The sequence below is a fragment of the Kribbella sp. NBC_00382 genome (assembly GCF_036067295.1).
In the GTDB taxonomy this organism is placed as follows: Bacteria; Actinomycetota; Actinomycetes; order Propionibacteriales; family Kribbellaceae; genus Kribbella.
The window spans coordinates 93,483-118,876 of the sequence record NZ_CP107954.1 but is presented as its reverse complement, the minus strand read 5'-3'; the positions used below and the strand labels follow the sequence as shown (position 1 = coordinate 118,876).

Here is a 25,394-nt window from a genome sequence, read left to right as displayed (position 1 = left end):
CTGGAATCTCAGGGCGAAACCTTAGCGATCACGCGTCGAAGGTTTGGCGGGAGGCTTCGATATGGGTGAAGTACTGGTGGGTCCAGTCACACATCTGGTGGACCGTGGCGCGGAGGGCGTGGCCGGCACCACCCCGGTACCTCCCGGCACCCTCATCGGCGTCGCCGCCCTGGACGTCCCGGACCACCTGGTCGAGGTCGAAGCGATCGCGGTCCTGGGCTAGGTGGTCCGGAGCGCCAGCCCATCAATGCTCCGGATCGGGCGACCAGCACGCGCTCAAACGCAGCCGGGGCACCGGCGCTTTGCGCGGCCATTGATGGGCTGGGCGTTCGCCCGCCCCGCTGGCCCAAGGTTGCGAATGGGCCGGACCGCCACCACACATCAAGGTGTCGCCCACATGTCCTGCTGAGCGTTGGCAGGTGGGTGTGGCGGTGGCGGGCTTGTGGTTGGTGTGTGGTGGCGTCCGGGTCGAGGCGCGGAAGCGCGACGGGGCTAGCTCGGCGTAGGTGCGTCCTTGCGGAGGAGGCCTGCTGATTTGAGGTCCGACCAGACAGCGGCTGGTACTTCGGTACGCGCAAGTGCTGCGTTGGCGTGGACCTCGGCGGCGGTGCGGCAGCCTACTGCGATGCCGGCGACGGCGGGGTGGGTCAGCGGGAACTTGAGGGCGACTGCGGGGAGCGTGACCCCGTGGGACTCGCAGACGTCTGCGAGCTTGTTGGCCTTGTCGATCAAGGCATCGGGGGCCGGTGCGTAGTTGAAGGTGGCGTCGGGTGCCGGGCGGGGTTGGGAGAGGAGGCCGGAGTTGAAGATGCCGACGGCAACTACCTGGACGTTGTTGGCGACGCAGGCGGGGAGGACGTCGTCGAGGCCGTCGGGGTCGAGCAGGGTGTAGCGGCCGGCCAGCATGATCACGTCGATGTCGACCGACTCGACGAAGCGGGTGAGCATCGCGGTCTGGTTCATGCCTGAGCCGATGGCACCGATCACGCCCTGGTCGCGGAGTTCGATCAGCGTGGGGAACGCTGTGGCGACGGCTTCTTCGTAGTGGTCGTCCGGGTCGTGGACGAAGACGACGTCGAGGCGGTCGACGTCGAGGCGGCGCAGGGAGTCCTCGATGCTCTGCAGGACGCCGTCGCGGCTGAAGTCCCAGCGCCGGCGACGGTTCGAGACGACGGCGAAGCCTTCGTCATCAGGCGCAGGGGTGTCGGCCTCGTAGATGATCCGGCCGACCTTCGAGGACAGCACGTACTCCGAACGCGGCTTGCCCGCGAGTCCGGCGCCGAGCCGCTCCTCGGCCAGCCCGAGGCCGTAGTGCGGCGCGGTGTCGAAGTACCGCCAGCCCTCGTCCCACGCTGCCTGAACGGTGGCGACAGCCTCGGCGTCGGGCACGGGGGAGAAGAGCCCAGCGAGGGGAGCTCCGCCAAGCCCGATCCGGTTGTCGTCCGCGAATAGCCTCACGACCGAGCCTCCGGGGCCGATGTCGAAGCGGCGGCCGGGGGTGCCGCCGGGAGGCGGAGGTTTTGCATGCCGCCGTCGACGGCCAGGGCGGTACCGGTTGTTGAGCCGGCCAACGGGCTGGCGAGGTAGGCAATCGCCAATGCGACCTCATCGGCCGTCACCAGTCGACCCATCGGCTGCCGGGCCTCCAACGCGGCCCGCTCCGCAGCGGGATCGGTCGCCACGTCCAGCAGCCGCCCGACCCACGGCGTGTCCGCAGTACCAGGGTTGACGCAGTTGACGCGGATCCCCTCGCGCACGTGATCGGCGGCCATCGCCATCGTCAACGCCAGTACGGCGCCCTTGCTCGCGCTGTACAACGCCCGATTCGGCAGCCCCGCCGTCGCCGCGATCGAGCAGGTGTTGACGATCGCCGCAGCCGACGACCGACGCAGATAAGGCAGCGTCGCGCGCGTCACCCGAGCGATTCCGACAACGTTCACATCAAACACCCGATGCCACTCGTCGTCGTCGTTCCCCGCGACCGTCCCCTGCGCGCCAATGCCCGCGTTGTTGATCAGGATGTCGATCCCACCGAGCTGCAACGCCGCGGCCGACACTGCGTCCCGGACAGAGCTGTCATCGCTCACGTCCGCCGCGATCCCCCTCAGCGGCGCGGGCACGTCCGGCTTCAGGTCGAAGACGATCACCTCGGCGCCACGGCTCGCGAGCAGCGTCGCCGCGGCCAGTCCGATCCCCGATGCTCCTCCGGTCACGACGGCCTTGAGGCCCGCGAAATCCGTCACTTATCGCTCTCCTTAGTCAGCTCGGTCCAGATCTTGCCACTCGGGTACCGGTAGTCGGCCAAGGTCCGGGCATCCATCTCGGCGCTGAACCCCGGCCGCAGCGGCGCGACGTAGTTCCCGTCCTTGATCACTACAGGCTCCAGGAAGTGCTCGTGCAAGTGGTCGACGAACTCGATCACCCGATTCTCCGTACTCCCGCTGACCGCGACCAGATCGAACATCGACAGGTGCTGCACCAGCTCACACAGACCTACCCCGCCCGCATGCGGACACACCGGTACGCCGAACTTAGCCGCCAGCAGCAGGATCGCGATGTTCTCGTTCACGCCGGCCACCCGGGCCGAGTCGATCTGGACGAACGACAGCGACTGCGCCTGCAGCAACTGCTTGAACACGACCCGGTTCTGCACGTGCTCGCCGGTCGCGACCCGGATCGGCGCGACCGCGCGGGCGATCGTAGCGTGCCCGAGGATGTCGTCCGGGCTGGTCGGCTCCTCGACCCACCACACGTCGAACGGTTTCAGCGCCTCGATCCAGGTGATCGCGTCGCCGACGTCCCAGCGCTGGTTCGCGTCGATGGCGATCCGGATGTCCGGGCCGACCGTCTCGCGAGCCAGCCGCATCCGGCGGATGTCGTCGTCGAGGTTCGCGCCGACCTTGAGCTTGATCTGGGTGAACCCCTCGGCGACGGCCTCGCGGCAGAGCCGGACCAGCTTGGCGTCGTCGTACCCGAGCCAGCCGGGCGTTGTCGTGTACGCCGGGTAGCCCTGCTCGCGCAGCAGCGTTTCGCGCTCGGCCCGGCCCGGCTGAGCGGCGTACAGGATCTCCAGCGCCTCGTCGCGGGTGAGCGCGTCGGTGAGGTACCGGAAGTCGACCAGGTCGACGATCTGCTCGGGGGAGAGGTCCGACAACAGCTTCCACAGCGGTACGCCGGCCCGCTTCGCGGCCAGGTCCCAGACAGCGTTGACGACCGCGCCGATCGCCATGTGCATGACGCCCTTCTCGGGGCCGAGCCAGCGCAGCTGCGAGTCGTGGACCAGCGACTTCCAGAACCCACCGAGGTCGTTCAGCGTCGCGTCGACGTCGAGCCCGATGATGTGGTTGCGGAGCGCCTCGATCGCACCGGTCTGGACGTCGTTGCCGCGGCCGATGGTGAAGGCGAAGCCGTGCCCCTCCAGCCCGTCGCCGGCGTCGGTACGGACGATCAGGTACGCCGCGGAGTAGTCCGGGTCGGCGTTCATCGCGTCGGAGCCGTCCAGGTCCAGCGACGTGGGGAAGCGGACGTCGTACGTCTCGACCTCGGAGAAGCGCGGCATGCAGAGACCCGTTTCTGGCAGTGATCCGATCTGTCCCGTAGATCCTATAGGATATGTGGGTCAGTGCGCACTGGTTGACCCGTTTAATTCACCTGCTCAAGAAAGGGCAATGGATAGAGTCGGCCCGTGGCTGACGAAGAGGCTGGCGGCAGGACCGAGGGCGAAGCCGGCGATGGAGTGCTGCGGCTCGGTGGCCGGAGTTTCGGGCCGGGGGAGTTCGCCGTGATGGCGATCGTGAACCGGACGCCCGACTCGTTCTTCGACGGCGGCGCGACCTACGCGACCGAGGCGGCGCTCGAGGCGATCGACCGGGCCGTCGCGGACGGCGCCGATGTGGTCGACGTCGGGGGAGTCAAGGCCGGGTACGGCGAACATGTCAGCGAGACCGAGGAGCTCCGCCGGACCGCCGACTTCGTCGCCGATGTCCGCTCGCGGCACCCCGAACTGATCATCAGCGTGGACACCTATCGCAGTGGAGTCGCCCGACGCGTCGGCGAGGCCGGTGCCAACCTCATCAACGACACCTGGTCGGGCTCCGACCCCGAGCTCGCCGGAGCGGCCGCGGAGGTTGGCGCGGGACTCGTCTGCAGTCATGTCGGCGGACTCGCGCCGCGTACCGATCCGCATCGGATGGCGTACGACGACGTGGTGGCAGACGTCATCCGCACGACGACCGCCCTGGCCGAGCGCGCGGTCGCGGCCGGCGTCCGGCGGGACGCGATCGTGATCGACCCGACCCACGACTTCGGCAAGAACACCTGGCACTCGCTAGAAGTGACCCGCCGGGTCGACGAGCTGGCCGCGACCGGCTGGCCGGTGCTCGTCGCCCCGTCCAACAAGGACTTCCTCGGCGAAAGCCTTGATCTGCCGTCCGGTCGTCGGGGGCCGGCGACGATGGCGGCGGTCAGCGTGATGGCCTGGTTAGGCGCCCGGGTCTTCCGGGTACACGATGTCGCCGGGAGCCGGCAGGCGCTCGACCTGATCGCCGTTCTGCAGCGGACGAAACAACCCGCGTACTCGCGAAGGAGCCTGGTGTGATGCATCGCTGGTCGGCTGAGGGCAACGAGTTGACCGGTGAGGAGTTGATCGCCGCGTACGCCGTACCGGATCGGTCGGCGCGTCGGCTGAGGGCCAACTTCGTCACGAGCATCGACGGGGCGGTGACGCTGGACGGGTTGTCCGGTGGGCTGTCGTCGAAGGATGACCAGAATCTGCTCGGGCTGTTGCGGCAGCTCGCGGATGTCGTACTGGTTGGTGCTGGGACGCTCCGGGCCGAGCAGTACAACGGGTTGCGGTTGGGCAAGGCGCGTCGCGAGTGGCGTGCGGCGCAGGGGTTGCCGGAGAATCCGGTGCTCGCGGTTGTTTCGGCGCGGTTGGATCTGAGTGCTGAGAGTTCGGTGTTCACGGAGGCGCCGGTGCGGCCGATCGTGATCACTTGCGAGTCGGCGCCGGCGGATCAGCGGAAGGCGTTGGCGGAGGTTGCCGACGTACTGGTCTGTGGTGATGATGTCGTTGATCTGGGCAAGGCTGTTGAGGGTTTGGTCGAGCGTGGGTTGCCGCAGATCCTGTGTGAGGGCGGGCCGCATTTGCTGGGGGCGCTGACGTCGGCGGATCTCGTGGATGAGATGTGCCTGACGGTCTCGCCGCTGCTGGCGGGGCCTGGGGCGCGGCGGATCACGGACGGGATCGCGTCGACGGAGGTCCACCGGTTGTCGCCGTTGCATGTGCTCAACGGGGATGACGGCTACCTCTTCCTGCGGTACGGAAGGAACTGAGGGTGCCTGTCGTCGCCGCCGCGGTCTGCCCGCATCCGCCCCTCCTGATCCCCGAACTCGCCTCAGGCGCCGCCTTCGAACTCGATCCTCTCCGCGCTGCTTGCTTCACCGCAATCGACCGACTGGCCGATGCGGACGCCTTGGTGATCGTTGGTTCTGGCCCGGCCACGGGCACTCGGTATGACGCGTCCGCCGCCGGCAGTTTCGGCCCGTACGGCGCTCCGGAGGTGACCGTCGGCGATCCCGGTCCTCCGGTACTGCCGCTGTCGCTCGCCGTCGGCGCCTGGCTCGTCGAGCAGAGCAAAGCAGCCGACCTGCCGCGTACCTCCATCACCGTGTCCGCCTCGGAAACCCCGGCCGCTTGTCTCGCCCTGGGACAAGAGATTGCCCATGGCAACGAACGGATCGCCCTGCTGGTGATGGGCGATGGCTCAGCGCGACGCAGCGACCACGCCCCGGTACATCTCCACCCACGCGCCGAGCTCTTCGACAGTACGGTCGCCGCCGCCCTTGAACTGGCCGACACCGACACACTCGCCGCGCTCGATCCCGACCTCGCCACCGAACTCCACGCCGCCGGCCGGGCCCCATGCCAGGTACTAGCCGGGGCCACTGCCACGGCGGGTCTACACGGGCAACTCGGGTACCACGCGGCGCCGTACGGCGTCGGCTACTTCGTCGCGAGCTGGGCACTTTAAGGGTTTCTGAAGCCTCCGGTGGAATCTGTTGGATAAGGGCCGGTCCGAACCGGACCCGCCTGCAGATCCAAGGGGGAGAACAGGATGTCTGACAAGGAGAATCCGGTTGAGACGGGCAACTACCCGCTACCGGAGGACGGCGCGCAGGACCAGGTCGTACAGACCCGGCTGCCGCAGTACGACGAGGACCTGGTGGACGGTGCGACGCTGGAGTCCGACTCATGAGCGGCACGGTGCGGGACCTGCTCACCTGGGCGGCGGCGCAGGTGCGGACGATGGAGAATCCGCTCGGCTCCAACAAGAACCCGTACGCGGCCAAGGCAGGTCACGCGAACGGCCAGGCCTGGTGCGCTACGTTCCTGGTCGCGGGCTGGAAGCTCAACAAGGTGCCGCTGGTGGCGGGGACGGACACCGCGTTCACCCCGTCGATGCAGACCGGCTTCAAGAACGCCGGCCGGCTGTTCAACAGCCCGCGGGCGGGTGACGTCGGCTTCCTGTTCGACCAGAAGCTCGGCCGGATCGCGCATGTCTTCTTCGTCGAGCGGGTCGAGGGCGACTTCGTCAAAACGATCGAGGGCAACACGAATCTGGACGGCAGCAGGACCGGCGTCGGAGTGTTCCGGCACAGCCGGCGGTGGACCGGTGGGGCGACGATGATCCGGGGTTTCGGGCGTCCGGATTACAAGGCGGTTGGTCGTGGGAGCGCGCTCAGGCCGGGCGTTCCGACGGTGTCGCTGGCGAGGGTTGTCGCTGCTGCGAAGAAGGACGCGCCGGGGGCTGATGGCGCGACGTCGTTCCCGGCGGAGGTGCGGGTCGTGGAGGCGGCGCTGGTGGCTGAGGGTTTGCTGTCGCCGGCTTTCGCCAAGGACGGGTCGTTCGGCACGGTCACGATCAAGGCGTATGCGCAGTTCCAGCGCCGGCTCGGCTTTTCCGGCAAGGACGCTGATGGCATCCCCGGGATGGACTCGCTGAAGAGGCTCGGCCTCAAACACGGCTTCAGGTCGGTGGCGTAACCGCTTCGGGCTGTTGCGTGACCACGTCTGGCCAGCGGGTCGCGGTGGCTGCAAGGTCATCGTGACCCGCTTCGGCGAGCTGGCTGACAAGTTCGACACGAGCTGCCCTTACGGCATCGGCGGCCTGCTCGGCGGTCGGGTAGGGGCCCGACCAGTTGCAGATGGCGTCACCGGCGTACCAGTCGCCGGTACTAGAACGCCGTACCTGCGAAGCCGCCAACCGATCCGCCGCCAACGCATCCCCGCGCCCAGCCGCCACCTCAACGACAGCGTCCACCGTCACCACCTCGGCGCCGAGATCCATCAATGGCCGCAACTCAACGGCGTCTCCCCGAACAAACTCATACCCAACCGGCGCCTGCCCAGCAATCCACGCGAACGCCACCTCTGCCAACTCGCTCAGCTGCCGAGCGACGTCGGCATCAGGAATCGTCTGCACCCCAACCAGCCGCGGATCGGTCGGCCGCAGTTCCCCCTGACACCGCCGCATCAACATCTCTTCAGCAGTCGTCTGCCGCCGCCCAAGAATCCGCGACAACCCCACAACATCAAAGTTCAACTCATCCGGCGTCCGCTTCACCCCCGGCTCAAACGCCTCCCCGATACCCGTCCCCCGAGCCGTCCAAGGCCCCACATGCCATCGCTCCAACGCCATACCCCCGACCCTACCCACGCGAGCCGGGCGCCCGGACCGCCAGCACTCACCAACGCCTCCCACCCGAACCGGCGCCGCGTATCCCACGCTCAGCCGATCACGCGAGGTCACCCGTCCTGCTGGTTGGTGAGTGCTGGCGGTCCGCATTACCTCCTGCGAGTCCTGCGATCGAGGGCCCGAGTAGGCCGCACCGGACCTGGGGGTGGGAACGTAGGGTGGGCGGGTGACTTATTCCGTGGGGCGGCTCGCGGGCGTGCTGGATGGGGAGGTTTCCTGGCTGTCCGTTCGTGCTGCGGCTGGATTGCCTGGGCCTGAGTGGATTTCCTGCGCTGAGTTGCTGAAGGAGCAGCAGGCTGGCGGCGATCCGACGTACGGGTGGCGTGAGGCGTTGCTGGATGACTACGGGCGGGAGTATGCGATCGAGCCGCCGGTGCAGGTCGCGGCGATGTTCGTGTTGATGTGGTACGTGTCGGTGCCGTCGATTGTTGCGGGGCTGGCTACTGCGTTGACTGGGGTATCGCCGGATGTTTCGCCGGAGGGGCTGGCGTTCAGGAAGCATCCGACTGCGCATTACCCGATGGAGGTTGCGCTGCTGTCGGAGCGGGTGGTCTCGCTCGAGGAGGCGGCGCGGCAGGTCAGGGAGCATACGGAGGCGTTCACTGACAGCTACCGGCCTGGCGTGAAGATGGGGTCTCGTCAGAAGCGCGGTGCGGTGGATGACGAGCTCCGGGCTGCTCTGCGACTGCCGGAGGAAGCAGTGCAGGCTGCCACGGCGGCTGAGGCGTTCCACATCGACCTGGACCAGAAGTTTCGTACTTCGTGCTGCTTCGTCTACGCGCTGCCCAACGTGAAGGCATGTGGCGGGTGTCCGCGGGTCAAATTCTGAAGACGTCGGGGACCGGGTCGCCGCCGGTCACCAGGCTGGTCAGGTAGTGGGCTACTAGCGGGACGAACTTGAAGCCCTCGCCGTGGAAGCCGGTGGCCAGGCTGATCGGGCCGCGGCGGTCGATCACGAAGTCGCCGCGGGTGGTGTTGTCGTAGAGGCAGCTGATCGCCTCGGATCGCGAAACGTCCACGCCGGGGAACCACTCCCGCACGTACTCGATCAGCGCCGCATCCCGCGTCGGCTCGATCGCGAAGTCCCGCTGGTCGAGCGAGATCACCGGACCGGTCGCATGCAGACCGACCTTCACCCCGTGTCCCTCTTCGAACACCCCGTACGCCGGTGTCGCCGCCCGCCGATGCACGAAGACCGGCCACTGCGCAGACTCATCCAGCGGCGCGAAGAACCGCGGCTGCTCCTGCGACGCCGAGATTGCCGGCACCTCGACAACCCAAGCCAGTACGTCCGCAGTCCAAGGCCCAGCAGTCACCACCAACTGCCCAGCCCGCACTACGCCGGCCGCCGTCTCCACCTCAACCCCATCCCCGACAACCCGTACGCCGGTAGCCGCGCACCCAGTCCGGAACTCAACCCCCAACGCGACAGCCGACTCCCGGATCGCCGCCAACGCCTGCGACGCCAACGCCCGCCCCGACCCAGGTTGGTACAGCACCTGCCCGTCGAACCGCATCCCCGGACAGCGCTCAGCAGCAGCCTCCGGCGCCAACACCTCGTGCTCAATCCCGTGTTGCCCAAGCAGCCCGGCAGACTCCGAAACCTGCCGCTCCGGCATGCCATGGTCCACCCCGCCGACCAGGTCGAGCATCTGCACGCCCGTCTCGCTCTCCAGCTCATGCCAGAGCTCTCGAGAACGTGCCGCACGCAACAGTTCGCCCTCGTCGTCGATGGCCAGCCGGAACAGCCTGGTGCCGCCATGCGATCCGCCCCGGTCGTGCCCGAGCTCGTACTGCTCCAGCACCAGCACCTCACGGCCGGCGACCGCCAGGGCCCGGGCCGCAGCCGATCCCATCGCGCCGGCGCCGATCACGACCACGTCGTAGCTCTGCATGCATCCTTCCTACCCGTCCGGATACCGCGCACCACGATCGCCGTTTCGCTCAAAGCGGAACGGGCACCGGCGACTGACCGCGCGGTCCAGGCGGGACCGACCGAAGCGCTACAAAAGGGGGCCGAGGGTGACGGAGCAATATTGTCGGTGGCCGCAGGCACGATGTCGATCATGAATTCGACACAGTGTTGGACGGCTCACACCCCCGCTGTCACGTCATCGAGGGGTAACCCACTATCGGTTGAACGCGCCCAGGGGCGCGGTTAGGTTCGCTGACGTGACCGCGCCCGGCGAGTTTCCGGCGACCACCCCGATCGGCTCCCGCGTGGAGGCAGAGGGTTATGTCGCGATGGTGTGTTTCAAGCATGGTCCTCCCCAGCTGCACGGCGTCGAGCTGGAGTGGACGGTGCACCACGCGGATGATCCGCACCGGCCTCTCGATGCCGCTCAACTCAGCAACGCCCTGGGCGTGCACGCGCCCCCGACCCTGGTCCCGGACAGCCCACAGCTGCCACTCGGCCGGGGTTCTCTGGTCACCGTCGAGCCGGGTGGCCAGGTGGAGATCTCGGGTCAGGCCGCGGCCTCCATCCCTCAGTTGATCGACGACACGACGGCCGACGCCGCCGAGCTCAGGCAACTGCTCGCCGCCCAAGGCCTCGAGCCAGGGCGGCACGGCCTCGACGCCTACCGCCCGCCCCGCCGCCTGCTGACCGTTCCCCGGTACGCCGCGATGGAGCGCGCCTTCGCGCAGCTCGGTCCGCACGGCCCCCGGATGATGTGCAGCACCGCCGGTCTGCAGGTCTGCCTCGACGCAGGCGAAGCTGACCAGACAGCGCTGCGCTGGCGAGCACTGCACGACCTCGGCCCGGCCCTGGTCGCGCTCTTCGCCAACTCGCGACACCGCGAAGGCAACGACACCGGCTGGGCCTCCGCCCGGACGGAGGCGACTTTCGGTACCTGTGCACCGTTCACCGAGCCGCCGCCGCTCGACGGCGGTGATCCAGCCGAGGCCTGGGCCCGTACTGCGATGGAGGCGCCGGTGCTCTGTCTCCGACGGGGAGACAGCTGGGACGCACCCGCCGGCCTCACGTTCGGCGCCTGGGCCGATGGAGCCCTGGACGGCACGGGCCTGGCGAGCCGAGCGCCGGATGGCACCGGCCTGGCCGGCGGTGCTCGATCCGGGAGCAGTCCGGGCGCTGGTGATCCGCTGGCCGACAGGCCGACGTACGGGGATCTGGAGTACCACCTGTCCACGTTGTTCCCACCGGTACGGCCCCGCGGCTACCTGGAGGTGCGGTATCTCGATGCGCAGGAGGGCGATGGCTGGATCGCGCCGACCTTGTTGCTCTCCGCACTGATGTCTGACCCGGCCGTTACCGACCAGGCACTGGCGGCTTCGGCGCCGGCGGCTGGGCGATGGTTCCCGGCGGCGCGGGAGGGGCTGGACGACAAGCCTGTCCTGCAGGCCGCGCGCGAGCTGGTCGAGCTGGCCACCACCAACCTCTACCGGACCGGAGTCGATCAAGACCTGATCACCGAGGCCGGCGAGCGACTGCACTACATCGTCGACGACACCCAGAGAAGGCGAGCTTCATGAACCACCAGTTGTCAGATCTGACCGCCGAGGGACTGCGGTCGTTCGTCGCCGAGCAGCTCGAGCGCTCGCGCGGCCGGACCGTCCAGCTGACCGACGCGGTCGACACCGACGACCTGGTCCGGCAGCACTCGAAGCTGATGTCGCCACTGGTCTGGGACTACGCGCACATCGGCAACCAGGAAGAGCTCTGGCTGGTCCGCGACGTCGGCGGCCGCGACCCGGTCCGGCAGGACATCGACGAGCTGTACGACGCGTTCATGCACGCCCGGGCCGACCGCCCGTCGCTGCCGCTGCTCGGCCCGGCCGAGACCCGGCAGTACGTCGTCGAGGTGCGCGACAAGGTCCTCGACGTGCTCGACCACGTGAAGTTCGGCGGCGATCGCGAGCTGATCGACAACGGATTCGCGTTCGGCATGATCGTGCAGCACGAGCAGCAGCACGACGAGACGATGCTCGCCACGCACCAGCTCCGCACCGGCGCCCCGGTCCTCGACGCGCCGGCGCCGCCGCCCGGTCGACGGCTCGCCAAGTCCGAGGTGCTCGTACCGGGTGGTGTCTTCGAGATGGGTACTTCGATCGAGCCGTGGGCGCTCGACAACGAGCGGCCGGCCCATCCGGTGCGCGTCGCTCCGTACGTGATCGACACCGCGCCGGTGAGCAACGGCGACTACCTCAAGTTCGTCACCGGTGGGGGCTACCAGGATCCGCAGTGGTGGTCTGACGCCGGTTGGGCGCAGGTGCAGAAGGCCTCGCTCGTGGCGCCGCGATTCTGGGAGCGTGAGGACGGCAACTGGGTGCGGACGCGGTTCGGGCATCGGGAGTTGCTGCCGCTCGACGAGCCGGTGATGCACGTCAGTTTCTACGAGGCCGAGGCCTATGCGAAGTGGGCGGGCAAGCGACTGCCGACCGAGGAGGAGTGGGAGTTCGCGGCCCGCTTCGACCCGGCGACCGGGCGGACGCGGCGCTTCCCTTGGGGCGACGAGAGCCCGGGCCCGCAACATGCGAATCTCGGTCAACGGCACCTGCGGCCGGCGCCGATCGGGGCGTACCCGGCTGGCGCGTCGCCGCTCGGGGTCGAGCAGTTGATCGGCGACGTGTGGGAGTGGACGAGCAGTAGCTTCACGCCGTACCCGGGGTTCCGCGCGTTCCCGTACGACGAGTACTCGCTGGTCTTCTTCGGAGACGACTACAAGATGCTGCGCGGCGGTTCGTTCGGCACCGACGAGATCGTGGCCCGCGGCACCTTCCGCAACTGGGATTACCCGATCCGCCGCCAGATCTTCGCCGGCTTCCGCTGCGCCCGGGATCCCCGCGCCGAGGAGCTGGCGTAGTGCCGAGGAGCCGGCGGGGAGGCCGCTGATGTGCCGCCACCTGGCCTACCTCGGCCCGGCCGTTTCACTCGCCTCACTCGTCCTGGAGCCACCGCACTCGCTGTACCGCCAGAGTTGGGCCCCGTCAGACATGCGCGGCGGCGGCTCAGTCAACGCGGATGGTTTTGGGCTGGGCTGGTACGCCGATGGCACCGCGGTCCGGTATCGGCGGAGTGTGCCGATCTGGGCAGACGAGTCGTTGCCTGCGCTGGCGGCGTCCATCAACTCGACCGCGGTGCTGGCGGCAGTACGGAACGGGACCGTCGGTGCGCCACTCACGGAGATCGCCGTGGCGCCGTACACCAAAGACCAGTGGTTGTTCAGTCATAACGGGCTGATCAGCGGTTGGCCGGGGTCGGTGTCCAAGCTGGCGGAGGCGTTGCCGGTATCTGAGCTTCTGACTCTTGATGCGCCGATGGACTCGGCGCTTCTGTGGGCGCTGGTTCAGGATCGCTTGCATCTGGGTGCGCCTGAGGCGGTGGCTTCGGTAGTACGGGATGTCGCCGCCGTTGCGCAGGACAGCAGGCTCAACCTGCTGCTCACCGATGGGGAGCAGATTGTCGCCACCACCTGGACGCATTCGCTCTGGGTTCGCCGCACCACCGACTCCGTAGCCGTTAGCTCCGAGCCCTGGACGACTGAAGGCTGGGAAGAGATCCCCGACCGTTCTTTGCTATTGGCAACCAAAAACACGCTAGCCGTCACCCCATTGCTGGAAGGACGACAGTGACTTCAATCGATATCCACCTGACCCCGGACTACGCCGCCCGCGCACTACGCGAGGATGCCCGGGACGGTCTGACGGCCGAGCCGAAGTGGCTCGCGCCGAAATGGTTCTATGACGCGCGGGGCAGCGAGCTGTTCGAGGAGATCACCCGGCTGCCGGAGTACTACCCGACCCGCGCCGAGCGGGAGATCCTCGACGCGCGGTCCGGTGAGATCGCCGAGCTGACCGGCGCGCACACGCTGGTCGAGCTCGGTTCGGGATCGTCGGAGAAGACGCGGCTGCTGCTCGACGGGTTGCGCGACCACGGCACGCTGACGACGTTCGTACCGCTGGACGTCTCGGAGTCAGCGCTGCGCGAGGCAGCCGCCGCGATCAACACCGACTACCCGAGCGTCACCGTGCACGGCGTGGTCGGCGACTTCACCGAGCACCTCGACAAGCTGCCCGGTGAGGCGCCGCGGGTGGTCGCGTTCCTCGGCGGGACGATCGGCAACCTGCTGCCCGACGAGCGGGCCGACTTCTACCAGTCCATCCGCGATGTTCTCGAGCCAGGGGAGTGGCTGCTGCTCGGTACGGATCTGGTGAAAGACCCGGCCACCCTCGTCGCGGCGTACGACGACAGCGCGGGCGTGACGGCCGAGTTCAACCGGAACGTACTGCGAGTGCTGAACCGCCAGCTCGGCGCGGACTTCGACGTGGAGGCGTTCAGCCACCGCGCGATCTGGGACCCGGAGAACGAGTGGATCGAGATGCACCTGCGCGCCGACCGCGCGATGCGGGTGCTGATCCCGGAGATCGGCCTCGAGGTCGACTTCGCCGAAGGCGAGGAGCTCAGTACCGAGGTCTCCGCCAAGTTCCACCGCGACGGCGTCGAGGCGGAGCTCGACAAGGCCGCCTTCACCAACGGCGCCTGGTGGACCGACTCGGAGGAACGCTTCGCCCTCTCGTTGTGGCAAGCGGTCTGATCACAACCGCCTCGGCAGGCGGGTGCTGATCGTCAAGGTCAGGATGACCAGGGCGACCAGGGCGGCGATGGTTTCGGCCAGCGCTTTGCCCTGGTCGCCCTGTGCTGTCTCGAGGGACAGGAACAGGGTGCCGATCACGGCCGCGCCGAGAGCCAACGAGGCTTGCTGGAAGGTGACCAGTACGCCGCTGCCGACGCCGGCCCGGTCACCAGGGAGGTCGGCCAGCACGATCCGGAAGAACACCGGGATCTGCGAACCCGAGGCGACACCCCACAAAGCGAGAGCCGGCGCGAAGTCGAGAGCGGTGAGGTTCGGCCAGCCGCGCAGGACGGTGATGCCGAGCACCACCAACGCGATCAGGTGGATGGACGAGGCGACCTGGATGACTCGGCTGCCGAAGCGGCCGATCAGACGCGGGCTGATGAGCGAGGCGAGCAGGTGGGTGACCGCGAGCGGCGCCAGGGTGAGACCGGCCTGGATCGGGCCGAAGCGCAAAGCCTGCTGCAAGGCGATCGCCATCACGAACATGAAGCCGCCGAAGTTGATCGAGAACGGCACAAGCAGTCCGAGGCCGAGCCGTACTCCGCTGAAGCTGAACAGACTCGGTGGGAGTAGCGGGAGCCGGCCGGCGCGTTCCTGTCGGCGCTCGACTCGCAGCAGAGTGATGGCGGCGATCGGGCAGACGGCCAGACAGAGCCAGGACCAGAGGGGCCAGCCAGCTGCGCGACCTTCGCTGAGTGGTACGAGGAGAGCGGTCAGGGTGACGGCGAGGAGGACGGTACCGGCGAGGTCGACGGGGGCTGGGCGGTCGGAGCGGGTGGCGGGGACTGTGCGCCAGGCGAGTACGAACGCGATCAGGCCGACGGGGCCGTTGACGAGGAAGACGGCTCGCCAGCCCGATCCACCGAGGTCGGCGGCGACGAGTAGGCCGCCGAGGATCTGACCGGCGACCATCGCGAGGCCGGCCATTGCGCCGTACAGGCTGAGGGCGCGGTTGCGGCGGTCGCCGGAGGTGGTGGCGTGGAGGGTTGCGAGGACCTGTGGATTGAGGAGGGCGGCTGAGGCTCCTTGCAGGATGCGGGCCGCGACGAGCACTGGTGCGTTCGGGGCTAGTCCGCAGGCGATGGAGCTCACCGTAAACGCGGTCATCGCGATCAATAGCAACCGCCGCCGCCCGAAGGTGTCGCCGAGCCGTCCACCGAGCACCAGCAAGACGGCGAACGCCACGCCGTACCCCGCGACGACCAGTTCGAGCAGAGCCGGCCCAGCCCGAAGCTCCCGACCCATCGACGGCAGGGCGACGTTGACGATGAAGAAGTCGAGGATCGGTAGAGCGGCACAGAGCAGGAGGGCGAGCAGCCCAGTACCAGAGAGAGTTGTAGAGGTTGGGCGTTCGGCGACTTCGGTCATGAGATGACGATCGCCGGGTTCTCAGGGTGGTACCAGAGCGTCTTTATCCTGGTACAAGAACTACCTTGTACCAGGATTTCAGATGCGGCATCGTGGTAGTCATGACGGATCAGCGGCGGGAGGAGTTGGCGACCTTCCTGCGGAACCGGCGGGAGCGGATCGCGCCGGAGGACGTCGGGCTGCCTCGCGGGCGACGGCGACGGACTCCGGGGTTGCGGCGGGAGGAGGTCTCTCAGCTCGCGGCGATCGGCACGACTTGGTACACCTGGCTCGAGCAAGGGCGGGATATCCAGGTCTCCGCCGAGGTGCTGGACGCGATCGCCCGGACGCTACGACTGGATCAGAGTGAGCGGGAGCATCTGTTCGCGCTCGCCGGAGCGATCGACCCGACCCCAGCCAGCGCCTTCACGCCCGTCACCGACGCTCTGCGGGACCTGCTGGACCAACTCGAGCCGCTGCCCGCCTGCGTGCAGAACGGCCGGTACGACCTGCTCGCCTACAACCGCCCGTTCAGCCGGCTGATGTGCGACCTCGACGCGGTCCCGCCCGAGGATCGCAACGTGATCTGGCTCGGCTTCATGAACGAGCAGTGGAAGGCGACCCTGCCCAACCTGGCGGAGACACAACGCGCGATGGTCGCCAAGTTCCGCGCGTCGATGGTGGAGAGCATCGGCGACCCCAGTTGGAAGGCGTTGCTCAAGCGACTCCAGACCGAGTCACCGGAGTTCAGCGAGTACTGGGACGACCACGAGGTACTGCGTCCCGGCAACCAGTTGAAGGTCTACCACCACCCGCTGGCCGGCGTACTGCGCCTGTCGGCGACCAGCCTCTGGACCGAGCCCGGCACCAACCGTCCGCGGCTGGTCACCTACACCCCCGTTGACGAGGAGACCCGGGAGAAGTTGCACCTCCTCACCGGGCCCCCTCCGCTGGTGACTGTCTAGCCCTGCGACTTGATCAAGTCGTTGATCTTGCCCGCATAGGCCTGCAGATCAGAGACGGGCTTCTTCCCGCTGAGGATCGGCTGGTACATCGCCGTCGTCAGATCGCCGACCTGCGACGCCCACTGGGTTGTGAACCGTACGCCGACCGTCTTCTCAGCCGAGAGATCCGCCTTCACCGTGTCCACGACCGTGGCCTGGCCGGCCTTGGTCAACGCGTTGAAGTAGCTCTCCTGCGCCGGCGTGTAGGCCGGAGGCGCCACCGGCGAGGCCGGAAGTACGGCGTCCCACACCTTGGTGTTGAGGTACGCGAGCACCTTGTACGTCGCGTCCTCGTTGGCCGTGTACTGCGGCGTGCAGATCCCCACCGAGTCGTACAGCGTCGCCGGCGTCGTCACCTGCGGGAACGGCGCGAACCCGTACTTGATCTTCGGCTTGTCCGTCTGGAACCCGGCCGCCAGCCACTGCCCGCCGAACATCATCGGCACCTTGCCGCCGGAGAACAGCGCCGGCACGTTCGACGCGTCGTACCCGGGTGGCGCCACCGCGCCGGACTTGATCGCCGCGGCGAGCTTCTCCACGCCCTCGGTGTACTTGCCGTCGATCTCCGCCTTGGTCGGGTGGTTCACGTCGTCGGTGAACGGTGCGCCACCAGCTGACACCGAGTACATCGACATCGTGAACGGCGCGTCCGCCGAGGTGAGCTGATCCGCGACCAGCCCGTACTTCGCTCCGTTCTTCCCCGCGAGCTTGCCGGCCGCGGAGTACATGTCGTCCCAGGTCCAGCCGGACTTGGGCTCCGCGATGCCGGCCGCCTTGAACGCATCGGCGTTGTACCAGACGCCGTACGTGTTCATCAGCGACGGCAGGCCGCCCATCTGGCCCTCACTCGTCTTCCAGTTCTTCATCGCCGAGCCGACGAAGTCGTCCGCCTTGAGGCCGCCGTCACCGCTGTCGACCCGCTTCGACCAGTCGACCAGCAGGCCCTGGGAGGTGTACTGCTGCTCGGTGTCGTTGCCGCACCAGAACAGATCGGGCAGCTTCTTCGCCTGGGTCAGCGACGCGAGCTTGTCGCCGTACCCGCCGCTCGGGGTGTCGACGAGCTGCACCTTGACGTTGTCGTCCTTGAATCCTTCGAGTGCCTTCTTGATGGCGGTGTTCGTCTCGGGCGACTCCCACGTCATCACGGTCACGGTGACCGGTCCGTCGGACTTGCCGCCCGAGTCCGAGCCGCTGCAGGCAGCCGTTGCCGTCAGCAACCCGGCGCAGGCGAGGGTGGTGCCGATGATCCTGTTCACTGTTGTGCTCCTCAGGGGGTGAGTCACTTCTGCGTCGTGCTGCCCAGCGAGCCGAGGCCCTGGATGAAGTAGCGCTGCGCGGCGAAGAAGAGGATCAGCGGCGGCAGCATGTAGAGCAGGTTGGTGGCCATGTAGTAGCTCCAGTTCGGCGTCTGCCCGGCGAACGGCGAGACGAACTGCGCCATGCCGACCGACAGCGGCCACTTGCCGGCGGAGTACAGGTAGACCAGTGGATTGAGGAAGTCGTTCCAGGACGCCTGGAAGGCGAGGATCGCCATCGTGATCCAGGCCGGCCGGGTCAACGGCAGCATCACGCTGACGAAGATCCGCAGGTGCCCGGCGCCGTCGATCTTGGCCGCCTCGTCGATCGAGTACGGGATGGCCAGGAAGTACTGCCGGGCCAGGAAGATGAAGAGTGGGTTGCCGCCGAAGAAGGCCGGCACGATCAGCGGCAGCCAGGTGTCGTACCAGCCGATGCTCTTGTACATCTGGAACAGCGGGATCAGGCCGACCACGCCGGGCAGCAGCATGCTGCCGACGAACAGGTAGAACCAGACCTTGCGACCCGGGAACCGCAACCGGGCCAGCGCATAGCCGGCCATCATCGCGGTCATCACCCCGCCGAGCACGCTCAGCACCGTGATGATCGTTGAGTTGAGCAACAACCGCGGGAAGTGGATCGCCTTCGGCCCGTCGAGGAAGTTCTGCCAGTGGAACTCATGTGGGAGCAACCGGGGCGGCACCTCGAAGACGGCGTTGCGGCTCTTCAGGCCGATCGTGATCATCCACAGCAGCGGGACGATCATCACCGCGCAGATGAAGAGCGCGGTCGCGTACCACGTTGTAACGCGCAACGGCCGTTTGCCGGTACTACGCCGTGGCCGGTCGACGGTGCGCGTGAGCGCGGGGGCGACGGTCTCGGCGGGGTCAGTCGGGAGTGTTGTCACTGTATGTCCAGAGCGAGGAGAACTTCGCGGTCAGGGCGATCACGGCGATGATGACGATGAACAGCACCCACACCTGCGCCGAGGCGTAGCCGAGCTGCGGAATCCTGCCCAGGTTGGAGAAGCCGTTGTTGTAGATCGACAGCATCAGCACGTTGGTACTGAAGCCAGGCCCACCGCCCGTGAGGATCTTGGGCTGGTTGAACGTCTGGAGCGCCGCCGTGGTCTGCAGGATCACCTGCAGCAGCATGATCGGGCTGATCATCGGCAACGTGATCCGGAAGAACACCGCGTACGGTCCGGCGCCGTCGACCCGGGCCGCCTCGTACAGTTCGGTCGGCACCGCTTGGAGCGCGGCGAGGAAGATGATCATCGTCCCGCCGACGCCCCACAGCATCACGATCACGATCGACGGCATCGACATCGACGGGCTCTGCAACCAGAGGCTGGTCGGCAGGTGCAGCTTGTCGAGGATCGTGTTCGCCAAGCCCACTTGGGGATTGAGGATGAACTTCCACAGCGTGATGGTCGCGACCGCGGGCAGTACCACCGGCAGGTACGCCAGGGTCCGGACGATCCGGACGCCCGCGAAGCGCTGGTTGCAGAACATCGCGAGGGCCAGACCGAGGGCCAGCGACAACGGCACATAGAGGACCACCAGGTACCCCGTTGCGCGCAGCGACGGCCAGAACGCCGGATCGACCGTGAACAGCCGGCGGAAGTTGCCCAGGCCCACGAAGACCGGGTCGGTCAGGCCGTTGTACTTGGTCAGCGACAGATAGAACGAGCGGACCAGCGGATAGACGACGAAGACGGTGAAACCGATGATCGCCGGTGCGATGAACAAGTAGGCGGCTTTGACGTCCGAGCCGGCGTTGCGGCTGAATCCACCGCGCCCGCCGCGACTCCGTCCGTCACGATTCATCCTGCCTCCTGGACGGTAACGTTTCCAAAGTTTACTGTGAGGTGACGATGCCGTGCCCTGAGAGGGAAGTCAACCCTGTGTCCGAAACGTTTCCAAGACAGACCGAGTCGGCCCGGCCGACGATGATCGACGTGGCGAAGCGGGCCGGTGTCGGGTTGGGCACGGTGTCCCGGGTGGTCAACGGCGGGGCCGGTGTGCGCGATGAGACCGCGAGCCGGGTCCGGGCCGCGATCGACGAACTGGGCTTCCAGCGCAACGAGGTCGCCCGGGCGCTGCGGCCGGGCAAGAAGTCGTCCAGCCTGGCGTTGGTACTCGGTGACCTGACCAACCCGTTCTACGCGACGATCGCCAAGGCGTCGCTCGAGGTCGCCGGGCAGGACGGGTTCGCGGTCGTACTCGGGTCGGTGGACGAGGACCCGGAGGGGGAGCGGCGGGCGATCCAGGAGCTGGTCGGCCGGCAGGTCGCCGGGTTGATGATCGTGCCGGACCAGGGCGACCATTCGTTCCTGTCGACGGCCGGCGTACCGGTGGTGTTCGTGGACCGGCCGGCGCACGGGATCGAGGCCGACATCGTGATGGTCGACAACGAGGGCGGCGGCAAGCTCGCCACGGATCACCTTCTGGGGCAAGGTCATGAGCGGATCGCGATCCTGCTAGCGCCGTCGTACTACACGACCGGCCGACGTCTACGCGGCTATCGGCGGGCTTGTCGAGCGGCCGGAGTCGAGGTCGACGAGAGCCTCGTCATCCAGCTCCCGGAAGGTACGGCCGAAGCCGCCGAGAAGGCGACGCGGGAGCTGATGCATCGCCCCGACCCGCCCACCGCATTGTTTGCCTCCACCAACTTCCTCACCGAAGGCGTACTCCGGGCGCTGCGCGAGGTCGACGCCGAGCCCGCGGTCGTGGGCTTCGACGACTTCCGCCTGGCCGACATGCTCCCGACCCCGGTCACCGTCGTTGCCTCCGACATCGCCGAACTCGGCCGGATCGCCGCCCGCCTCCTCCTCGACCGCGCCTCGAAGACCGACACCCGCCCACCCCAGCGCATCGTCCTGCCGTGCGAGTTGATCCAGCGCGGCTCCGGCGAACGTTCTGCCAGCGGCAAATAGGTGGGACGCAGCGGCGGACAGTAGGTAGCGTCGATCAGGTGATCAGCCTGGTCGACGACCTGCCCGTGTACTACGAGTCCTTCGGCGAGGGACGCCCGATCGTGTTCCTCCCCGGCTGGGGCAACGCCAATGGCGAAGGCCGCGACGTCCACGAGCCCGCCTTCACCAGCCATCCCGGCTGGCGCCGCGTCTACATCGACCCACCCGGTACCGGGCAGACGCCATCCCGCCCCTGGATCAAGAATCAGGACGACATGCTGGATGTCCTGGCTTGGGTGATCGACGACGTGGTCGGCTCCGAGCCCTTCGCTCTGGCCGGTACGTCAGCAGGCGGCCTGCATGCGCGGGGCATCGTCCGCCGCGACCCCGCCCGCATCCTCGGCCTCCTGCTGAGGGTGCCAGGCGTAATCGTGGACCGCAGCAAGCGCACACTCCCGATCGACGACCCGTCCGTCTGGGACGACGACTACAGAGCTGCCAGCCAACGGAAGCAGCACCTCTATTACGACGTGGCGGAAGCCGTGGCCGACCTGGAGTTCCTCGGCAGCATCCAGAGCGACGTCGCCAAGTACAGCCTGAGCGTCGACCCGCGCGCGAGGCTGGATGCGCCGACGTTGATCGTCACCGGGCGGCAGGACGTGATGACCGGGTACGCCGATGCTTGGGGGCTGCTCGACGACTACCCGCGCGCGACGTACGTAGTACTGGATCGGGCTGACCATGATCTGCCTGTCGATGATCACGGCCTGTACCAAGCGCTGGTGGGGGACTGGCTGAGCCGCATGGCGAAGCACCCAGGCGCTTGAGGGGCGGACGCGCCTGGGTGCTTGTATCCCTTCAGCCCCCGTGCCTAGGGCTGATGGGAGATCAGAAGTTGGGCCAGGCCCAGCCGAGGTAGGAGTTGAAGTAGGGGAGTTTGGCCAGACCGATCTTGCTGTTGACGCTGGTGGCCCAGAAGTAGCCGTCGCCGCGGGCTACGCCGACGTGGCCGTAGGGAGCGGCCAGGTCCCAGAAGACCAGGGCGCCCTTGGGTGGGTTGAGGTCACCCTTGTGGGCGACGCCGCGGGCGACGGCGTCGTTCCAGTCGGCCTTGGCGGAGGCCCAGATGCCGGTCTTGCCGTAGGAGTTCTCGGCGGCCATCTCGCAGTACCCCTGGAAGGCGGTCGAGCCGTTGCGGGCGGAGTACCAGTTGATCGCGTTGTTGGCGCGCGGGTTGCTCGCGCACAGCGGGGCGACCAGGCCGCCGCTGCCGGTGTTGACGTAGGAGTCGGAGATGAAGCCCTTGCCGGGGACGTGGTCCCAGACGAGGCTGCGGCCGAACTTGCCGGTCACCGGCTCGCCGTAGATCTGGCAGTCGATCTCGACCGCGCCGTTCGGCTGGGTGCCGACCGAGCCGAAGTTGGTCGCGTTGCCGGAGCGGATCGTCACCCCGGCCCCGGAATCGGTGACGACGGTGCCGGTGGCGGCGCTGGCCGGCAGCGCCGCGCCGCCGAGGACGGCGACACCGCCGAGAAGGGTGGTAACAGTGAGCCTGGCGAAGGTACGGGTGAGGGCGGTCCGCATGGTCGTGGCCTTTCTGGGGGTGAACTGTCGCTCGGAGTGGGCGGATCCTTGGCGATCTGGCACTACACCCCACAGAATCAGAGCGTCACGGAGTTGTCGCAGTAGGCAACGAAAGCGAGTAACCGGAAACAGGTAGTCTCCGTGAACAAGTCACACTGGGGAGTTCGCCGTGAGGCCAGCGCAGGCGCGGTACGTGATCGGCAGCCGGATGCGGGAGCTGCGAGAGGCTGCCGGGGTGCCGCTCACCCGCGCGGCGGCGTTGTCAGGCTGGGACAAGGGCCACCTGTCCCGGGTCGAGCGCGGGCACACCAAACCCAGCCGGGAACTGATCGAGTGGTACGACGATTCCTTCGGCGCCGGTCGTGCGCTGGTGAACCAGCTGATGGAGCTCGACGCCGCCGTACGGGCCGGCAAGGACATGTCGATGCGGGACATGCGCCGCCGCGACTCGCTTCCGCACCCGACGCTGCTGGGCGGCTCGGTGCCCGCCGACCATCACCCCGAGGACCGGGCGGAGCTCGTCGGCGAGACCGTGCCCGACGGGACCCGGGTGATCCGCGACGAGGAGTTCGAGAAGACCTGGGAGATCCTCAACAGCGGCGAGAGCAGTTGGCACGACCGCTGGCTCACCAGACAAGGAGCAGCCGGTACGCCGGGATGGCTCCGCTCGCCGTCACGCGCCCGACTGCCCGACGCGCTACCGGGTGAGGTCGTGACGGTCAGGATGACACTGCAGGCGCCCTCGCAGATCGGCGCGTCCACGGCTTATTTCAAGGTCACCGACGAAGCCGGCCGACTCTACTACCCGGGCCTGGAGTCCCCGCCGGTCTACTGCACGATCTTCACTGTCTATGAGTTGTAACTTCCCACCTCACGACCTCGTTCTCGTGCTGGTAAGTGAGTGTTTGCCCTTGAGGTTGGGCCGATGGGTGTCGCCGGAGGCGGCCGGCCGAATACGTTGAGGCATCCCGTCCGCCTGACGTAGGGAGACCTGAGCGTGCCAAGCCCTCGCAAATTCGCCGCCGTCGTCGCTGTCGCAGTACTGGTTCCGTTGCTGACGGCCACGACCTCCGCGACCGCCGCCTCCGGGCCGAAAGACCCCGCCGTACCAGCGATTCCGCAGCGCTATCTCGACCAGCCGATCAACTGGTCGGTCTGCGCGTTCGACGCCACCATCAAGCGCGGCTACCCGCAGGCGCCGACCACCAACTGCGCCAAGGTCAATGTTCCGATGGACTGGGCGCACCCGGACGCGCACCCCGACGTCCAGGTCGCCATCTCGTACAGCAAGGCCACCGGTACTTCGAAAGGCCTGCTGACCAGCAACCCGGGCGGCCCTGGTGGCGCCGGCCTCAACCTGACGGCCAGCCTGGGCGTCTCGAAGCCGCAACTGTTCAGCGACTTCGACCTGTTCGGCTTCGACCCCCGTGGTTTCGGTGCGAGCACTCCGCTGCAGTGCCTGGCCTCGGCCGAGGACATCGCGGCCCTGCCGGTGACTCCTGACTACAAGGAGCGCACCAAGCAGACCCACAAGGTCGAGGTCGCCGAGGCGAAGTTCTACGCCGACGCCTGCTCCGCGACCGAGTTCGGCCAGTTCGTCAGCAGCCAGCAGACCGTCTACGACATGGACTTCCTCCGGGCCCTGTTCAAGGCCCGGCAGCTGAACTTCATCGGCTACAGCTACGGCACCTGGCTCGGCGGCTGGTACGCCGACACCTACCCGGCGAAGGTCGGCCGGTTCGTGCTCGACTCGAACATGGACTGGACCCACACCCAGTGGGACAACGTGAACTTCGACCCGTTCTCGGGCCAGCGCCGCCGCGACACCCAGTTCTTCCCGTGGATCGCCCGGCACGCCGACCAGATCAGTGGGCTGGGCAAGACGCCGGCCCAGGTCACCGCGAAGTACAACGGGATCCGCGCCGCGCTCACCACGCTGGTGAAGTCGGGGGAGAGCTCGGTCCGTGGCGACGACCTCGACGGGCTGATCTACAGCGCGATCTACAACGACACGCGCTTCATCCGGGCGACGCTCGACATCCTCGTGCACGACGAGTACACCAAGGCGCCGACCGACTCGGGCAAGATCGAGCTCGCGCAGGTCGACGCGGCGTGGGCCCGGCTCTCGCCGGAGCTGCAGAAGTTCGACACCCTGGCCGCGCTACGGACCCGGTACGGCGTGACGCCGGCGCCTCCCACGGCGAGTGCTGTCGCCTCGACGCAGGTGGATTCGCTGCGCTCGATCATCGCGGACGCCAAGGTCGAGGCCGCGCAGGCCAAGTCGGGTGACGAGCTGGTCGACGTCGGAGCGATCAGCACCACGGTTCGCTGCAACGACACGGCGTGGAGCAAGGACACGAACTTCTACCTCAAGGAAGCCGACAAGATGGCGAAGAAGTACGACTTCTTCGGCTACCTCAACGGCGTCCCGATGTGCGCGTTCTGGAAGTACGCGCCGCAGGATCGCAAGCTCGACCTGACGGGTTCGCCGCGGATCCTGATCGTGCAGAGCGAGATGGATCCGGCGACTGCTTACGAGGGGTCGCTGCGGACGCACAACGACACCAAGAACGCGACGCGGTTCGTGGCGATCGATGACGAGGGGCAGCACGGGCAGTACATCCTCGGCCAGCGCTCGGCGTGTGCCGAGCAGATCGGCGACCGGTACATCTTCACCGGCGAGCTGCCGGCCAAGGACCAGTTCTGCGGTACTACGCCGCTGCCGGGCGACCTGTCGGTCTACCCGGTCAAGGGCCCGGTCGACGGCAAGTCGGTGCACTTGCCGAAGTCGAAGGCAGCCGCTCCGAAGGCGAACCCGCTACTCCAGCAGGTGATGGACACGGTCGCAGCCAACACGCTGCGATAAGTACGAAGTACTGACTGCCGGGCAACT

Annotated in this window: 26 protein-coding genes; 16 read left to right on the top strand and 10 right to left on the bottom strand. The window is 67.6% G+C overall.

The window, feature by feature from the left end:
- Positions 1-76: 76 nt before the first annotated feature.
- A complete protein-coding gene (locus OHA70_RS00545; protein WP_328327277.1) occupies positions 77-223 on the top strand; it encodes a hypothetical protein in 147 nt (48 codons plus the stop codon).
- 269 nt (positions 224-492) lie between these two features.
- Here the strand turns inward: OHA70_RS00545 and OHA70_RS00540 are convergent, their stop codons facing one another.
- From OHA70_RS00540 to OHA70_RS00530, 3 genes are read right to left on the bottom strand one after another with little or no spacing between them, the layout of a single operon-like run.
- The gene (locus tag OHA70_RS00540) at positions 493-1,458 is read right to left on the bottom strand and encodes an aldo/keto reductase (RefSeq protein WP_328327275.1); all 966 of its coding nucleotides are present in this window, start codon (positions 1,456-1,458) and stop codon (positions 493-495) included.
- Positions 1,455-2,243: an SDR family NAD(P)-dependent oxidoreductase gene (locus OHA70_RS00535; protein ID WP_328327273.1), complete on the bottom strand. Its 789-nt coding sequence runs from the start codon at positions 2,241-2,243 to the stop codon at positions 1,455-1,457. Before OHA70_RS00535 ends, OHA70_RS00540 begins: the two co-directional genes overlap by 4 nt.
- Positions 2,240-3,559 (bottom strand): L-fuconate dehydratase, encoded by a 1,320-nt coding sequence (locus tag OHA70_RS00530; RefSeq protein WP_328327270.1) that lies wholly within the window; start codon positions 3,557-3,559, stop codon positions 2,240-2,242. The genes OHA70_RS00535 and OHA70_RS00530 overlap by 4 nt, the downstream gene beginning before the upstream one ends.
- 126 nt (positions 3,560-3,685) lie before the next feature.
- On the opposite strand from OHA70_RS00530, the gene folP reads away from it, so the two are divergent.
- From folP to OHA70_RS00505, 5 genes are all read left to right on the top strand, one after another.
- Complete coding sequence (folP, locus tag OHA70_RS00525; protein ID WP_442913863.1) at positions 3,686-4,597, top strand: dihydropteroate synthase; 912 nt, start codon at positions 3,686-3,688, stop codon at positions 4,595-4,597.
- The gene (locus OHA70_RS00520) at positions 4,597-5,334 is read left to right on the top strand and encodes a pyrimidine reductase family protein (protein WP_328335011.1); all 738 of its coding nucleotides are present in this window, start codon (positions 4,597-4,599) and stop codon (positions 5,332-5,334) included. Before folP ends, OHA70_RS00520 begins: the two co-directional genes overlap by 1 nt.
- 2 nt (positions 5,335-5,336) lie before the next feature.
- The gene (locus tag OHA70_RS00515) at positions 5,337-6,032 is read left to right on the top strand and encodes a class III extradiol dioxygenase subunit B-like domain-containing protein (RefSeq protein WP_328327268.1); all 696 of its coding nucleotides are present in this window, start codon (positions 5,337-5,339) and stop codon (positions 6,030-6,032) included.
- An 84-nt stretch (positions 6,033-6,116) separates the two neighbouring features.
- Positions 6,117-6,257 carry a hypothetical protein gene (locus OHA70_RS00510; RefSeq protein ID WP_328327266.1) on the top strand — a complete coding sequence of 47 codons (141 nt, stop codon included), beginning with the start codon at positions 6,117-6,119 and terminating at the stop codon, positions 6,255-6,257.
- Positions 6,254-7,045: a hypothetical protein gene (locus OHA70_RS00505; RefSeq protein WP_328327264.1), complete on the top strand. Its 792-nt coding sequence runs from the start codon at positions 6,254-6,256 to the stop codon at positions 7,043-7,045. The genes OHA70_RS00510 and OHA70_RS00505 overlap by 4 nt, the downstream gene beginning before the upstream one ends.
- Here the strand turns inward: OHA70_RS00505 and OHA70_RS00500 are convergent.
- Positions 7,029-7,700, bottom strand: a complete 672-nt coding sequence (locus OHA70_RS00500; RefSeq protein WP_328327262.1) for a hypothetical protein — start codon at positions 7,698-7,700, stop codon at positions 7,029-7,031. The two genes, OHA70_RS00505 and OHA70_RS00500, sit on opposite strands and share 17 nt — an antisense overlap.
- A 223-nt stretch (positions 7,701-7,923) precedes the next feature.
- On the opposite strand from OHA70_RS00500, the gene OHA70_RS00495 reads away from it, so the two are divergent.
- On the top strand, positions 7,924-8,586 hold the full coding sequence (locus OHA70_RS00495; RefSeq protein ID WP_328327260.1) for a (2Fe-2S)-binding protein: 663 nt from the start codon (positions 7,924-7,926) through the stop codon (positions 8,584-8,586).
- Here OHA70_RS00495 and OHA70_RS00490 read toward each other — a convergent pair.
- Entirely contained in the window at positions 8,576-9,652 is a 1,077-nt protein-coding gene (locus OHA70_RS00490) for an FAD-dependent oxidoreductase (protein ID WP_328327258.1), read from the bottom strand. The genes OHA70_RS00495 and OHA70_RS00490 overlap by 11 nt on opposite strands.
- Positions 9,653-9,929: 277 nt before the next feature.
- Between OHA70_RS00490 and OHA70_RS00485 the strand changes: the two genes are divergently transcribed.
- The 4 genes from OHA70_RS00485 to egtD are packed head-to-tail and all read left to right on the top strand — an operon-like array spanning position 9,930 to position 14,311.
- On the top strand, positions 9,930-11,249 hold the full coding sequence (locus tag OHA70_RS00485) for a glutamate-cysteine ligase family protein (protein ID WP_328327256.1): 1,320 nt from the start codon (positions 9,930-9,932) through the stop codon (positions 11,247-11,249).
- Entirely contained in the window at positions 11,246-12,580 is a 1,335-nt protein-coding gene (egtB, locus tag OHA70_RS00480; protein ID WP_328327254.1) for an ergothioneine biosynthesis protein EgtB, read from the top strand. Before OHA70_RS00485 ends, egtB begins: the two co-directional genes overlap by 4 nt.
- 28 nt (positions 12,581-12,608) lie before the next feature.
- Positions 12,609-13,349 (top strand): ergothioneine biosynthesis protein EgtC, encoded by a 741-nt coding sequence (gene egtC, locus OHA70_RS00475; protein WP_328327252.1) that lies wholly within the window; start codon positions 12,609-12,611, stop codon positions 13,347-13,349.
- Complete coding sequence (egtD, locus tag OHA70_RS00470) at positions 13,346-14,311, top strand: L-histidine N(alpha)-methyltransferase (protein WP_328327250.1); 966 nt, start codon at positions 13,346-13,348, stop codon at positions 14,309-14,311. The genes egtC and egtD overlap by 4 nt, the downstream gene beginning before the upstream one ends.
- On the opposite strand, the gene OHA70_RS00465 is transcribed toward egtD, so the two are convergent.
- Positions 14,312-15,721 carry an MFS transporter gene (locus tag OHA70_RS00465; RefSeq protein WP_328327248.1) on the bottom strand — a complete coding sequence of 470 codons (1,410 nt, stop codon included), beginning with the start codon at positions 15,719-15,721 and terminating at the stop codon, positions 14,312-14,314. It abuts the gene before it with no gap.
- A 101-nt stretch (positions 15,722-15,822) separates the two neighbouring features.
- Here OHA70_RS00465 and OHA70_RS00460 point away from each other — a divergent pair, with 101 nt between their 5' ends.
- Positions 15,823-16,665, top strand: a complete 843-nt coding sequence (locus OHA70_RS00460) for a helix-turn-helix transcriptional regulator (RefSeq protein WP_328327246.1) — start codon at positions 15,823-15,825, stop codon at positions 16,663-16,665.
- Here the strand turns inward: OHA70_RS00460 and OHA70_RS00455 are convergent.
- Genes OHA70_RS00455 through OHA70_RS00445 form a run of 3 tightly spaced genes read right to left on the bottom strand, consistent with a single transcriptional unit; the run spans position 16,662 to position 19,829 of the window.
- Positions 16,662-17,960 carry an ABC transporter substrate-binding protein gene (locus OHA70_RS00455; RefSeq protein ID WP_328327244.1) on the bottom strand — a complete coding sequence of 433 codons (1,299 nt, stop codon included), beginning with the start codon at positions 17,958-17,960 and terminating at the stop codon, positions 16,662-16,664. The genes OHA70_RS00460 and OHA70_RS00455 overlap by 4 nt on opposite strands.
- 23 nt (positions 17,961-17,983) lie before the next feature.
- Positions 17,984-18,907, bottom strand: coding sequence for a carbohydrate ABC transporter permease (locus OHA70_RS00450; protein ID WP_328327242.1), 924 nt, complete (start codon positions 18,905-18,907; stop codon positions 17,984-17,986).
- A complete protein-coding gene (locus OHA70_RS00445) occupies positions 18,888-19,829 on the bottom strand; it encodes a carbohydrate ABC transporter permease (protein ID WP_328327240.1) in 942 nt (313 codons plus the stop codon). Before OHA70_RS00445 ends, OHA70_RS00450 begins: the two co-directional genes overlap by 20 nt.
- 77 nt (positions 19,830-19,906) lie before the next feature.
- On the opposite strand from OHA70_RS00445, the gene OHA70_RS00440 reads away from it, so the two are divergent.
- Both OHA70_RS00440 and OHA70_RS00435 read left to right on the top strand, forming a co-directional pair.
- Entirely contained in the window at positions 19,907-20,938 is a 1,032-nt protein-coding gene (locus OHA70_RS00440; RefSeq protein WP_328327238.1) for a LacI family DNA-binding transcriptional regulator, read from the top strand.
- Between the two features lie 38 nt (positions 20,939-20,976).
- Positions 20,977-21,744: an alpha/beta fold hydrolase gene (locus OHA70_RS00435; RefSeq protein ID WP_328327237.1), complete on the top strand. Its 768-nt coding sequence runs from the start codon at positions 20,977-20,979 to the stop codon at positions 21,742-21,744.
- A gap of 61 nt (positions 21,745-21,805) precedes the next feature.
- Here the strand turns inward: OHA70_RS00435 and OHA70_RS00430 are convergent, their stop codons facing one another.
- Positions 21,806-22,501 (bottom strand): CHAP domain-containing protein, encoded by a 696-nt coding sequence (locus tag OHA70_RS00430; RefSeq protein WP_328327236.1) that lies wholly within the window; start codon positions 22,499-22,501, stop codon positions 21,806-21,808.
- 169 nt (positions 22,502-22,670) lie between these two features.
- On the opposite strand from OHA70_RS00430, the gene OHA70_RS00425 reads away from it, so the two are divergent.
- Together OHA70_RS00425 and OHA70_RS00420 are read left to right on the top strand one after the other, a co-directional pair.
- Positions 22,671-23,363 carry an NBR1-Ig-like domain-containing protein gene (locus tag OHA70_RS00425; protein ID WP_328327235.1) on the top strand — a complete coding sequence of 231 codons (693 nt, stop codon included), beginning with the start codon at positions 22,671-22,673 and terminating at the stop codon, positions 23,361-23,363.
- A 135-nt stretch (positions 23,364-23,498) separates the two neighbouring features.
- Entirely contained in the window at positions 23,499-25,367 is a 1,869-nt protein-coding gene (locus OHA70_RS00420) for an alpha/beta fold hydrolase (RefSeq protein ID WP_328327233.1), read from the top strand.
- Positions 25,368-25,394 lie beyond the last annotated feature (27 nt).

Bases quoted from the DNA above. Each gene is read 5' to 3' on its own strand.
- OHA70_RS00530 (WP_328327270.1), bottom strand. From the start codon at position 3,559: ATGCCGCGCTTCTCCGAGGTCGAGACGTACGACGTCCGCTTCCCCACG.
- OHA70_RS00520 (WP_328335011.1), top strand. From the start codon at position 4,597: ATGCATCGCTGGTCGGCTGAGGGCAACGAGTTGACCGGTGAGGAGTTG.
- OHA70_RS00510 (WP_328327266.1), top strand. From the start codon at position 6,117: ATGTCTGACAAGGAGAATCCGGTTGAGACGGGCAACTACCCGCTACCG.
- OHA70_RS00505 (WP_328327264.1), top strand. From the start codon at position 6,254: ATGAGCGGCACGGTGCGGGACCTGCTCACCTGGGCGGCGGCGCAGGTG.
- OHA70_RS00500 (WP_328327262.1), bottom strand. From the start codon at position 7,700: ATGGCGTTGGAGCGATGGCATGTGGGGCCTTGGACGGCTCGGGGGACG.
- OHA70_RS00490 (WP_328327258.1), bottom strand. From the start codon at position 9,652: ATGCAGAGCTACGACGTGGTCGTGATCGGCGCCGGCGCGATGGGATCG.
- egtB (WP_328327254.1), top strand. From the start codon at position 11,246: ATGAACCACCAGTTGTCAGATCTGACCGCCGAGGGACTGCGGTCGTTC.
- egtC (WP_328327252.1), top strand. From the start codon at position 12,609: ATGTGCCGCCACCTGGCCTACCTCGGCCCGGCCGTTTCACTCGCCTCA.
- OHA70_RS00465 (WP_328327248.1), bottom strand. From the start codon at position 15,721: ATGACCGAAGTCGCCGAACGCCCAACCTCTACAACTCTCTCTGGTACT.
- OHA70_RS00460 (WP_328327246.1), top strand. From the start codon at position 15,823: ATGACGGATCAGCGGCGGGAGGAGTTGGCGACCTTCCTGCGGAACCGG.
- OHA70_RS00445 (WP_328327240.1), bottom strand. From the start codon at position 19,829: ATGAATCGTGACGGACGGAGTCGCGGCGGGCGCGGTGGATTCAGCCGC.
- OHA70_RS00430 (WP_328327236.1), bottom strand. From the start codon at position 22,501: ATGCGGACCGCCCTCACCCGTACCTTCGCCAGGCTCACTGTTACCACC.